11 protein-coding genes, 1 pseudogene and 1 other annotated feature are annotated in these 12,668 nt (G+C 33.6%); of the genes and pseudogenes, 4 read left to right on the top strand and 8 right to left on the bottom strand.

The features are described from left to right. The first annotated feature begins 6 nt into the window (after positions 1 to 6). Positions 7 to 741: a hypothetical protein gene (locus MNO09_RS14910; protein WP_098014570.1), complete on the top strand. Its 735-nt coding sequence runs from the start codon at positions 7 to 9 to the stop codon at positions 739 to 741. 23 nt (positions 742 to 764) lie between these two features. Then, a pseudogene (locus MNO09_RS14905) lies at positions 765 to 878 on the top strand (helix-turn-helix domain-containing protein); the annotation flags it as partial. Between the two features lie 328 nt (positions 879 to 1,206). Here MNO09_RS14905 and gshAB read toward each other — a convergent pair. The 4 genes from gshAB to MNO09_RS14885 form a co-directional block, all read right to left on the bottom strand. Further along, positions 1,207 to 3,483: a bifunctional glutamate--cysteine ligase GshA/glutathione synthetase GshB gene (gene gshAB, locus MNO09_RS14900; protein ID WP_241950181.1), complete on the bottom strand. Its 2,277-nt coding sequence runs from the start codon at positions 3,481 to 3,483 to the stop codon at positions 1,207 to 1,209. A 76-nt stretch (positions 3,484 to 3,559) separates the two neighbouring features. Continuing rightward, positions 3,560 to 3,868 carry a UDP-N-acetylmuramoylalanyl-D-glutamate--2,6-diaminopimelate ligase gene (locus MNO09_RS14895; RefSeq protein ID WP_241950002.1) on the bottom strand — a complete coding sequence of 103 codons (309 nt, stop codon included), beginning with the start codon at positions 3,866 to 3,868 and terminating at the stop codon, positions 3,560 to 3,562. A 182-nt stretch (positions 3,869 to 4,050) separates the two neighbouring features. Then, entirely contained in the window at positions 4,051 to 4,884 is an 834-nt protein-coding gene (gene fghA / locus MNO09_RS14890) for an S-formylglutathione hydrolase (protein WP_241950001.1), read from the bottom strand. Between the two features lie 4 nt (positions 4,885 to 4,888). Beyond that, positions 4,889 to 6,004 carry an S-(hydroxymethyl)glutathione dehydrogenase/class III alcohol dehydrogenase gene (locus tag MNO09_RS14885; RefSeq protein WP_088265993.1) on the bottom strand — a complete coding sequence of 372 codons (1,116 nt, stop codon included), beginning with the start codon at positions 6,002 to 6,004 and terminating at the stop codon, positions 4,889 to 4,891. A 121-nt stretch (positions 6,005 to 6,125) separates the two neighbouring features. On the opposite strand from MNO09_RS14885, the gene MNO09_RS14880 reads away from it, so the two are divergent. Continuing rightward, entirely contained in the window at positions 6,126 to 6,488 is a 363-nt protein-coding gene (locus MNO09_RS14880; protein WP_098014577.1) for a winged helix-turn-helix transcriptional regulator, read from the top strand. A 316-nt stretch (positions 6,489 to 6,804) separates the two neighbouring features. Here MNO09_RS14880 and MNO09_RS14875 read toward each other — a convergent pair whose 3' ends face one another. Next, entirely contained in the window at positions 6,805 to 8,238 is a 1,434-nt protein-coding gene (locus MNO09_RS14875) for an IS4 family transposase (RefSeq protein ID WP_098098292.1), read from the bottom strand. Positions 8,239 to 8,574: 336 nt separating this feature from the next. Continuing rightward, entirely contained in the window at positions 8,575 to 9,063 is a 489-nt protein-coding gene (locus MNO09_RS14870; RefSeq protein ID WP_098098293.1) for a GNAT family N-acetyltransferase, read from the bottom strand. 74 nt (positions 9,064 to 9,137) lie between these two features. Next, positions 9,138 to 9,394: a binding site (T-box leader), on the bottom strand. A 708-nt stretch (positions 9,395 to 10,102) separates the two neighbouring features. On the opposite strand from MNO09_RS14870, the gene MNO09_RS14865 reads away from it, so the two are divergent. Then, positions 10,103 to 11,158, top strand: a complete 1,056-nt coding sequence (locus MNO09_RS14865; protein ID WP_088081193.1) for an alpha/beta hydrolase — start codon at positions 10,103 to 10,105, stop codon at positions 11,156 to 11,158. A gap of 490 nt (positions 11,159 to 11,648) precedes the next feature. Here MNO09_RS14865 and MNO09_RS14860 read toward each other — a convergent pair whose 3' ends face one another. After that, positions 11,649 to 12,092, bottom strand: a complete 444-nt coding sequence (locus MNO09_RS14860) for a GNAT family N-acetyltransferase (protein WP_000118761.1) — start codon at positions 12,090 to 12,092, stop codon at positions 11,649 to 11,651. 50 nt (positions 12,093 to 12,142) lie between these two features. Further along, entirely contained in the window at positions 12,143 to 12,595 is a 453-nt protein-coding gene (locus MNO09_RS14855; protein WP_088081194.1) for a MarR family winged helix-turn-helix transcriptional regulator, read from the bottom strand. Positions 12,596 to 12,668: the final 73 nt, after the last annotated feature.

Here is a 12,668-nt window from a genome sequence, read left to right as displayed (position 1 = left end):
AGATAATTGAGCAAATTAAAAAACCCCAAAGGTGCTGGACGTAAAAGAAAATATGACAATCCGGCGGAACAAACTAGATTAAAGAAATTAGTTTATCTTTACAGAGAAAGAAATCCTTCAGGAATAATTAAAATCTCTCATTTAGTAAGATTTTCAGAAGAAATGAATAAAATAAAACCCGATGAATTTCCATCAACATATAATAAAGATGTTTGGAGTAACTGGGGAAGAGAAATAATTAACCTAGCAAACGAACCAATTACTATTAAAGTCGTGTCAGAATTAGGTGATCATCATGAAATACCTAACTTTTCTGATATCGTTGATAAGTATATGCATGATAAACCAAAGCTTTTAGAACATTTGCTAACATGTGAAAATTTACTACATGAATCGTTAAACAAAAATAGTGACTTTAAATTACAAAATAATATACTTGAGAAGCAAATTAATTCACTAAAACTTGAAATATCTGAACTGGAAGGAACGATTAAAAAATATGAAAAAATGACCTTAGAAATGGCTCATCATAGTGGTGTCGAAAAATATAGAGTAAAGTACGGCTTAAAAAATCAAATATCTGTATCAAAAAATCAGAAGGCTTTTGATAATTTGGACAACCTTCACTCATTTCTCGATCCTGATTTAACCCTCAAAAATAACGAAGAAAAAAATAGTCTAAAAAAAATTGTAAAAGAAGAATCCCCTATCTTAGCTAACTGGAAAAAATTACGGAATTAAATCCAGTAACAATTATAACTAAATTTCTGAGTATCATTACTTCTCTAATCCATCAAAAAAATATCGATGAATTGCAATTCATCCTAAAGTTTATTCATAGCTTCTCTGAGTTCGTAGAAAGTAACAGTATAAAATAATGACTGCAACATGTCCTTAAATAATAATCAAAACATTTACTTACAATAAATGTTTTAAATCATCTAAAATTACTAAAAGGATTTCCTTGCGCATAAGAAATATCTGTATTTTATCTACAGCTGAAATGTAAAGTACTTCTTATCCACTTTTGAACTTAAGAAATTTAATACTATTTAATAAAAAAGTTATCCTTTCTAACACATTGAACTGTACCCCGAATCATGGACACTAAAAAAAAGCCCCATGATTCGGGGTACAGTTCAATATCTAAGGGCTTTTTTAATTAATTTTAGGATGTTATTTCTACAACATAAACATTAAATTTAACTATCTGTAATTACTAACTAATAATTCAGGGAATAAATAATGTAATACATGCATAGTTAAACGTCTAGATTTACCTTTATACGGATATATATGCATGTACATTGATGGATTAAAGTTTGCCTCAATAATTCCATAAGCATTTTTATTTGCTGCAGGAACTTCTGTATTTTCAATAATCAAATCTATACCACTAATTTTAGCTCCAAGTGCATATACCGCATCTACAGCTATTTTCTTATAATCATCGGGAATTTGATCTGTCACATCAATAGAGTCTCCACCTGTACTGACATTAGAATTTTCTCGCAGAAATACAATTTCGCCACTTGTTGGAATTGAATCTTTTTGATATCCTTGAGCTTTAAGCATTAAGACCTCCAATTCACCTAATTGTATACTTTCTAAAGGTGTCCTATGGTCCATTCCTCTTAATGAATCCAAGTTTTTTTGAAAGACCAATTCTTCAATCGTATGTGTACCGTCCCCTACAACATTAGCAGGAATTCGTAATAAAACAGCATGAACTTTGTCATCTAGCACAAAAAATCGATATTCTGTTCCATAAACAAATTCTTCTATCAATACGGATGAGTCTTCTTTAAATGCTAATGTGAGTGCTTTTTGATAGTCTTCGTAACTTGCTCCGGCTTTTTTAAAGATAGATATTCCTAATCCATAATTTGTTGTTTTTGGTTTTACAACAAAAGGCTTTCTTGCAAATAAATCATAGGAACGTAAGGCTTTTTCTATATCATTAAATTCCTCACCTATTGGTACACGAAATCCATGCTGTTGAAGAATTTTCTTTGTTACTGTTTTATTTTCCATAATTAAAGGTGAAATATAACTATCTTTCCTAGTCATATTCCCATTTTTCACATATTCAACATGATTTCCTAGCTTTAGTCTTAAAAATTGATCTTGTCGATCTAAAACGTCTACTTGTATTCCTTGTTGAATAGCATCAAACATTAAAATTTGTGTAGATAACTCCATGTCAGTAAATCCTGATAATTGATACGGTTTATCCCATAATTTCCTATAATTCCCTTTAGCAATACGGGTAGCTACCTGACTTTGACTACTTTTTATAATCTCTTTATAAAATCTTCCAGCTAAAGTCTTACTTGGATTTGTTAGCATTTCTCTCAAGTTAACAAATAAGGTATTGGAAACCGTTATGTCTAACATCCCTATTAAATTTTCCATCTCATCAATAATAAGCTCAGCCTCTCTCTTAAATTGCGTATGTTCTAACGGATGTTCAAGAGCCACTACATTATTTAGAAAGTCACCGGTTTTTACCCATTCATCATTATTATCGCATTCATCAATCCAAAGTAAATAAATAAGGAAAAGATGTAGAAATTCTGCTTGTTCATGGCTAATTCCATATGTTTCAAAAGGATTTAAATCTAGGTTTCTCAATTCAATATAACGAATACCATGATTTTTTAAATCTGAAACTTGAGGACCTCCCCTTAAACGGACAGATGCATAAAATTCTTTTTCTTCTAATAAAATCCCTTTATCCACCAGTGTAGAAAGATCGGATATATAGTTCTGTATACTACTATAGGATACTTGAACATCATTATCATTGCTATAACCATATATACTATTTCTGATGCTTCTTACGGCGTTATTTAAAGGATTGATTTCAAAGGAATTCTTTTCACTACTAGGAGAAGCACCGAAGAAATAAGTTATTAACCATCGATAGTGTAAATAATTTCTTGTGACTTTCAGATAAATTTCTGTTTTAAATTGATTATAATCTTTTATTTCTGATTGTAATTTAAATAATTCCTGAATCAAATCATCACTAAATTCAAAATTGAAATGTATACCACTAATCATTTGTTTTCGTCTACCATAAGAATTAGATAAATATCGCCGATATAAAACATTTTCATGATTATTAAGTTTTGCAATAACAATATCTTCTTCTTTTTCTGGCAACTGTGGTGGCATGCTTAATGGCCAAAGCATTTCGTTTTCCCCCATAGAACGATAGGCTACATCATGGATAGCTGCTAAGTAATTAAATAAATCTTCTAGTGTCTCGGTAACAGGTGTGATTAATTCCATTTGTGTTTCAGAGAAATCTCGCTGAATATAAGGATGTTCATCTCTTACTGAAATACTTTTTGGATGTTCCGTTTTAGCTAAACTTCCTGATAGGTCAACTCGTTGGCTTTCTTTTTCAACTCCATAACGTGCTTTTAATAAATATGGTTTAATACGGTCATTGTTTAACATTTTTTTCATTTCCATATAAACTGGTACCTCCCATCAACTCAAATATTTAATATAAAAATAGATAAATTTATAGCCTTTATTTTTTTGGAATTCAGCACTTGGATATTAATGGCCAAAGCATTTTATTCTTATCTGCGAAAAGATAAGGGATTTCGCGTATAGCTGCTAAGTAATTAATAATGTCTTGTAATTTTTTAGTATTAGGCTGAATAAATTCTATCTGTACTTCTGCAAAATCTTGCTGAATATATGATTTTGTATCTCTTATCGAAACATATTCAAACTTTTCAGTTGAACTTTCAACTAAGTCAACTTGTCGATTTTCCTTTTCAATCTCATAATGAGATTTTAATAAGGGTGGTTTAACACGGTAATTAAATAACATTTTTTTAATCCACATGGACTCTTCCTCCCAATTTATTTGTTTTTACAAACGATATAATATGACAAAATATAACAATCAAAAGTACCCACATCTCTACATGCGGATACTTTTGTTACTATATTTTGCTGTAAACTTAAATACTTCATATGACATTGGAAGTGGGTATTGTTGTAACCATAATTTGTTGTAAATAAGAATCATCTTAAATACTTCATATGGAAAGAGAAATGCTCATTTAAGAAAGTGGCAATAAAGAAGTAGCTATGATCATATCCCTCCATTTTTTTATAAGTTACTATTTGACTATTTTTTTGAGCATTCTCTAAGAAAATATGCTCTTCCAATTGTTCCGGATAAAACTCGTCTTGACTACCTTGCATAATAAGAATAGGTGGAATAGTATCTTCTTTAATTAATTCTGAAGCATCCCATTCTTTCCAAGAATCTTTGTCTTCACCTAAATAAGAGGTGAAAGCATTTATTCCCCATGGGGCTTGACTAGGGGTTAAGATTGGAGAAAAAGCAGAAACCGCTTTGAATCTCTTAGCATTTTTCAAACCGATCACTAAAGCACCGTGTCCTCCCATTGAATGCCCCATTATGCTTTCTTCACCTGAAAAATTAGGTACTATAGTCGAAGCAATGGATGTTAATTCATCTACTATATACGAATACATTTTATAATGCTGTGCCCAAGGATCCTGGGTAGCATTTAAATAAAAACCTGCCCCTTGTCCAAGATCCCATGCTGCAACATCAGAAACGTATTCTCCACGTGGTGAAGTATCTGGCATAATCACTGCAACTTGATGCTTTTCAGCCAAACATTGAAATCCACTTTTTTGACTAAAATTATCATCTGTACAAGTTAAACCAGATAACCACCATATAAGTGGGATTTTTTTCTTTTCTTTATTTGATGGTAAGTAGATACTAAATTTCATATCACATTGCAAGACTTCTGAATAATGGCTATACTTACGTTGCTCTCCTTCGAAAGAACGATGTTGTTCAATACATTTAAGACTCATTATCTCACTCTCCATAAGTTAAAATCGTACGAATGGATTCACCTTTGTGTAGTAAGTCAAATGCCTCATTGATGTTTTTAAATTCTAAATGATGAGTAATAAATGAATCTAAATCAATTTCACCCTTCATATAATCTTCGACCATTTCTGGAAGCTCAGATCTTCCTTTAACTCCACCAAAGGCTGATCCACGCCATACTCGACCCGTTACTAATTGGAATGGACGAGTATGAATCTCTTTACCAGCACCGGCTACACCGATAATAATACTTTCGCCCCAACCTTTATGACATGCTTCAAGAGCGGACTTCATTACTTCAACATTACCAATACATTCGAAACTATAATCCACGCCTCCATCTGTCATTTCGACTAAAACTTCTTGAATTGGGCGATCATAATCTGCAGGATTCACAAAATCAGTTGCTCCCATTTTTTTGGCTAATTCCCACTTTTCAGGATTTAAATCAACGGCAATAATTCGACTTGCTTTTGCTTGTGCTAATCCTTGAATAACAGCTAATCCAATCGCTCCTAAACCAAATACAGCTGTCACAGCTCCTTCTTCAACTTTCGCGGTGTTGTGTACAGCACCGATACCTGTAGTCACACCACACCCTAATAAGGCAACTTTATCTAACGGAGCGTTTTCGTCGATTTTCGCTAAGTTAATTTCATTAACAACTGTATATTCACTGAATGTACTAGTTCCCATGTAATGGTAAAGTGGCTCTCCATTATAAGAGAAGCGAGTTGTTCCATCAGGCATTAAACCTTTACCTTGTGTTTCTCGTACAGCACTACATAAGTTTGTTTTACCAGAACGACAGAATTTACACTCTCCACATTCAGGTGTATATAGTGGAATAACATGATCACCAGGCTTTACTGAAGTAACTTCATCACCTACTGAAACGACAACACCTGCACCTTCATGACCTAGTACAGCAGGAAATACTCCTTCGGGGTCGTCACCTGATAATGTAAAAGCATCTGTATGACAGACAGAAGTATATAGTATTTTAACTAATACCTCTTTTGCTTTTGGCTCTTCTACATCGATTTCTACGATTTGAAGTGGTTCTCCTGGCTTAAATGCAACAGCAGCTCTACTTTTCAATTGAATCCCTACTTTCTTTTTTTATTGTTTACACCACTAAGATTACACTTTATAATTTTAATTACAATACTGACAAATTCGTCACTATAAACATTTTTTCGCGAGAGGAAGATCAAAAATTATGGTTATTCATTATAAGGACAAGGAATTTTTCACTGGAAAAGATTTAGCTTTATCTGTGATAGGAGGGCGTTGGAAAATAGCAATTATATGGTGTTTGTTACAGCGTTCACCTTTAAGATTAAGTGAAATACAAAAAAAGCTTCCTGATGTGAATCAACGCATGTTAATCAGACAATTAAGAGAGTTAGAAGAAGATAAAATAATTACTAGATGTGTATATCCTATAGTACCTCCAAAGGTTGAGTATGAACTTAGTGAAATAGGTCGTCGACTAGAACACGTAGTAACTGCTATCTGTGATTGGGGAGATGATTTTAATGAATTTATAGAAATGGATGCTAATAAAGTACCGGTCGAATAAAACTTAATGCAACTTTAAGTAGTTCTATAAAAGTTACGGGGACAATGTATAAAAGTATGTGCATGAATAGTTCAAAAAAGCCACGAAACGCTCGTATGAAGGCGTCTCGTGGCTTTTAAATATTACCAAGCTTATTCATAAAATTTATCGCGCATTATCGATTGAACAAAAAGACCATTAATTGGGGTAGCACCACATCGCCATCAAGCTAAGATTGCCAAGAAAGTATATACAAGTGTGCTTCTTTGGAATTTCTACGACTCTATTAAAGTTGTGCATAACAAATAAACCTATCAATTAGGTGTTTAAAAAAACACTATGCAACCTTGTAACTTTTTGACATCGTATAGTCATACACAACACCTAAGATATCAAAGACGGTTTTCTTTTCGTACCGGTGAGATTTTCTCCCGTTTTTCTCTAAAAGGTAAAACAAACGCAGCAAAACTTTTAATAATTCATCGGTTCCATTCAGTATTCCCTCATAAAACAATAGATAATAATTCTTTATCATATAGATGGATTTGTATTCACTTAACTCTTTCTTTTTCTTGTCTAAGAGTAACTGACGCATTTTGAACATTGTCGATGAACAGAGTAAAATGCTAATGAGTTGCCCGTATAAATGGCATTCTAAGCGTTCTTTTTTGATTTCTTTGCACTTGTCAATTTGAAAGAAAGATTTCCATGTTTTGAACAAAATTTCAATTTGCCAGCGCAATGAATACAGGTCATGGATATGTTCCATTGGAACATTTTCTACAGAAAGATTTGTAATATACACGTTGATCCCACTTAATCGTTTACTTCGTTCTTTGTAGATAATACCTTTCTTCTTTTCTTTTTTAGCTTGTTCCTTTAGTCTTTTCTCTGTTTGTTCTTTTGTTAATCGATGAATAATAACACGAGATGGTAATTTTTGATACTGTCCAATGTATGCTTCTGAAATCTCCATTGTTTGGCCAGGAGACAGTTGATTCATAAGTTCTTCCATATCTAACTGAATATAAAGTGTCCCTTTCTTCACAGTCCCATTTTGAAAATACTCTGGCTTCTCATTCTTACGATAGATTCGGGAATTTAATTTCAAACGTGAGATATAGTAAGCCCCTTTATCATGGATATCCTGTAAATCATGTAAATCGAAATAGCCTAAATCTCTTATATACAAGTCTTTTGATTGAATGGTTTGCAGGGTTGTTGAACCAAAGATTTTATCATTTTCTCTTCCTTCTCCTACATAAACGTGCAGGAACTTCCCACTCAATAGATCATACTCTAATTGAATTTTGACTCCTGCCGTATGGCTACTTCCACCTGAACCTTGATAATGTGAAGAAAACGTATCTGGAAGCTGAAATGTTGTAGAATCTAGAATCCGAATGTGCTTAAAGGTCGTGGAATATTGGTGAATTATTTCTTTTGTGGAATAATTTCTTTGAGTTAGAAGATTAGCTAGAACTTGTTCAAGAAACTGTACCGCAGAAGCATTAAATCGTTGGTTAAGCCCTTCAGGGCTAATAAGAACACCTGTAGATACTTCAAGATAGCTACATAATTGTGTGAGTGATGTACTTGCAACCTGCTGGCTGAGCCATACACATAAAGCAACTAACTCCTTTGCTTGATATTTACTCTTTCGCTGAACAAATCCTTTTTCTTTAGCTAGGTGTTCTAGAACGTCAGGAGACATATATCGTTGTAATTCTTCAGCGATTGGTTGAAGTTCGTCAAGAATCGAAAGATTCATAAAAGCTAGGTGTTCTAGAACGTCAGGAGACATATATCGTTGTAATTCTTCAGCGATTGGTTGAAGTTCGTCAAGAATCGAAAGATTCATAAAAAACGCCATCCTTTCTTATAATTCTATAGAAAGGATAACGTTTTATTTACTTGATGCATAGTGAAAAATCCTAGCTTGATAGCGATGTGGCGGTAGCCCTATAAGTATTTTATCAAGACCTAAATCGTAAAAAATCATAAAAAATAAGGAGTGAAACAATCGCGCCCGTTTGCTGAATAAGAGTATTGGTCACTTCATCCTAGATAAATAACTTATTTTTCCTGCTAGGGCATTTAGTGAAGGTTACCGTCTAACTTTTAATAGTAAAATAACTTCAATTCCCTCTAACAACTCGCCTGTGTTCACGAATCCAAGTGACTCATAGAATTGAAGTGCCGAATAATTATCTGGCTCTGTTGAAAGGCCAATATAATGACAGTCATCATTCTTTGTGAGCATATCTATGACTTGTTTCATCGCCTCTTTCCCGTATCCCTTTCTTTGATAAGAGACATCTATCATAAACCTAGGAATCCAATACTTCCTCTCTTCAATCTCGTTTGAATGATGTTCCGTCATCACAAATCCTATAACTTCCTCATCCAAATGTATCGCGTACGGTGTAAAACTGGGATCTACCTTAGACTCTGCAATGGAATAAACATTAGGAGCAATTCGATCAACTTGATTCTCTGCTAACTTTAGGTTTAGGCATTTATAAATATTTTTCACAGTTAATTCCTGAATTGATATTTGAGCCATAACAGTTTTTTTCATTTTTTTTAAATTCATCAATCTCACTCCTAAGTATATTTTTATTACTTTCTTGTTTAACAAAAAAAAATCCCACCCCCAAGACTTGAAGTCTTAGGGACGAGATTTATCATCGCGGTGCCACCCTAGTTTATTAATATGTCGCCATATTAACCTTATCAGGTACGTCATGTAAAAATGCTTATACCTTAGCTCTATAACGGGAACTCCCGTCACATCACCCCCTCCTAAAAGGTTCCGACGTGCTGCTCTGAGGCTTGCTTCAATAAAGATATTCTAACCCTTTTTCAGCTACCAGGGTTCTCTGTATAGAATTCACTTTATTTACTCTTCTCTTCATCGCATTTATTTTTTATATAATATCACCTATTGGTATCTATGTAAATATCTGAATTTTTTTATTATTTTAAAAATAACCCATTAAGATATATGATTCTCGTCTAACAACTAAAAAAGAAAAATACTTCAGAGCAAAAATCATTTGCAACTTTAAAACAAAGTAATTTTTTTCGTTTTGGGGGTAAATTGTTTTCTTAGGTTGATGGCAATGGGGTAGCACCACATCGCCATCAAGCTAAGAAATGCAAATACCCCCAAAAAGAAAAAATAAGTTAAATACCCATAGATAACTATCTTACAATCAATAACATCCTTATTTTTTGATATTAAAAAATAAGGATGTTATGTTTAAAGGGGGATTCAGATTGGTTAAAAACTGACCTTTACAAATAGTTATTTTAATACTAGGTGTAAGTTCTTCTACATTAAGTACGAACGGTTATAGAATGGTCTTTAATGATTATAAGTATTATTATAAACATTACTGCAGTATTGGTTGATCACTGTATATCAACCTTAGTATTTTTCCCTTTTCGACTAAACTAGCTAATAGAAACTCCTCTGTTATTCAATTAAAGGGCGCTTTAATTGAATAAGTTTTCGAATTACGATTCAGTTTAGAAGTGATATAATTAAATAAACGAGATCGTCCATGAAATTCATATTAAAAATGACCGGTTATGCTCAAACCGAAGACATGGATGTAGGAGGTTAACCAATGACACAAGTACAAATACCCAACCAACGAATAGAAAAAAAGCGCACCTTCAAATTAATCAAGCTTACAGGGATTGCTGTTTTGATGATTGTTCTAATCACGGCTGCCTTCACCATTTGGACACCTCAGCCGAGCATTTGGGCGCTCCAAATGCTCGCCAGCAAGAATAATCCTGAAAATTATGGCTCCCACCCATCCGATTTGCCTGCTCTTATGAAACAAACTCGGGTTCTCTCTGACATCTCATATCCATCCAAGTACCAAGAAAATAAATTGGACCTTTACCTTCCTCAAACCTATTCGAAGCCATTGCCTGTAATCATCTTTATCCACGGTGGAGGCTTTATTAATGGAGACAAGTATATGCCTGCCGATTATTCAAGGGCGCTAGCCTCGGAAGGCTTTGCTGTAGTATCCATGAATTACGAGTTAGCGCCAGGGGCCACTTTGTTTGATCAAACGAAGCAAGTCGGCGAGGTATTGTCTTATTTGCAGAAGTTAGCTCAAAAATACCCCTTGGACCCATCGCAGGTGATCTTGGCCGGTTCCTCAGCGGGAGCTTTCTTGGCCGGGGAATTTGCCCTGATCCAAACCAATTCTGAATATGCAAATCTCGTGGGAGTCCCGCAATCTGTATCGAAGAATACAATCAAGGGCTTATTACTATATAGCGCCCCCTACGATATTACAGCATTTCAGCATAGCGATCTAAATCCCGTGCAACAATTCGTAATCAAACGTATGGGCTGGGGCATTTTGGGTGATAAGAACTGGATGGACAATCCGAAGTTTGATATCTTAAATCTGTCAAAGTATATCACTAAAGACTTCCCTCCTGCATTTGTAACCGACGGCAACACGAATTCATTTGAAACACAAGCCAGGACTTTCGTCGCTACACTTCAAGAAAAAGACGTACCAGTTACTTCTTTATTTTTCGACCCCAACGAGATAAAAGCGGGTCACGGCTATCAGTTTGGTATGGCCTCTCCGGCCAGTATACTTAGTCTGAAGCAGACAAAAGCGTTTCTGAAGGGAATCACTTCCTCTAACTAATCTTTGAGGTATTTGCCCGATCAATATGTAATATAAAAATCATATTCTTATATTAAAAGAGCAACTCCATTTCGATCAATCTTTTTTCAAAATGGAGTTGCTCTTTTTGTTGCTAAACAAAAATTGAAAGGAGTCTTTTAATCAAAATTTATTCTAAAACTACAACCTTCAAATAAAATAATTATATTTGGGGTAGCGTCACATCGCTATCAAGCTAAAAAAATAGGTCACCCCCAAAACGAAAAAAATGAGCTCTTGTTAAGAGTTAACTCAAAATTTCGTTCTGGGGGGTCTACAAGGGGTAGCGTCAGGAAAATGCGGATTTACAACGTTAAATTAAATTGAGCAAAAAAAAATCGATTCCTTTACAAATTTTAGGAGTCGTTTTTTTAATTTGGTACTTTAAGCTAACGTCCCAGTTTGTTTAAGTGTAACCCATAACAATCTCTTCTACACCTCGATATAACTTATCCAATAATGACCAGTTGTGTTATCTTTGTAAAAGCATATCGACGTGAGGGATATTATCTTCTAAATATGTCTGGGAAATGGTTTGAAAACCAAAGGAACTATAGAATTTTCTCAAATAATCTTGGGCTTGAATTTTAACAGTTTTTTCTTTTAATTCGTTTTGGATAAAATCTAGCCCTTTTTTTAAAAGCTCCTCTGCAATTCCTTGTCCCCTGTATTCTTTCTTTACAAAGACTCTTCCAATAGAAATTTCTTGATAAGAAACACCTGCAGGTACAATCCTTAAATATGCAATAATTTCTCCATTGTCTTCTTTAAAAAGATGATATGAAAAAGGATCTTTACCATCAACTTCAGGGTAAGGGCAATTTTGTTCAACCACAAAAACTAAAGTTCTTTCTTTTAAAAGATTGTATAGTTCAATATTTGTTAACTCGTCAAATTTCTTTAAATTCCAACTCATAAAATTTCACCTCTTGATTTTTCGTTGCAAATGCAAAGAATTTCATATAATTAATAATTTCTTTTGTTTCCTTTTTTAACAAAATCCCAATCAACTTCTACATTTTTCCTCACTCTTTGAAGAAGGTTAAAGATGGTCTTCACTTCCATTTCTGTAAATCCATTTAATGCAACGATATTAGAATAATCATTTTCTCTTTTTATAAAAGGATAAACATTCTTGCCCTTCTCTGTTGAGAAAAGTTTTTTTATTTTTTTGTTATGGGTATCATCTTTCTTATCGATGAATCCATTTATTTCTAGTTTTTTTATAGCGCGTGCTGCTGTTGTTCGGTCTACTTTTATCATCTCAGCTAACTTTTCTTGAATAATTCCGGGGTTTTCACATATTCGTACAAGGTACAAATATTGCCCTTTTGTGAGGTCATATTCTTTAAATTCTATATTACTAATAGAATCTAATGCCCTTGCAATCATTCCAATTTCACGAAGAATTTCTTTCATAATTAACTCCTCAACCGTTTTTTATTGCAAATACAACAAAAAGTTTATGTATTAAATATAACTCATTATTGTT

It is taken from the genome of Bacillus sp. N5-665 (genome assembly GCF_022637375.2).
Classification (GTDB): Bacteria; Bacillota; Bacilli; order Bacillales; family Bacillaceae_G; genus Bacillus_A; species Bacillus_A wiedmannii.
This window is presented reverse-complemented; position numbering and strand designations above follow the sequence as displayed.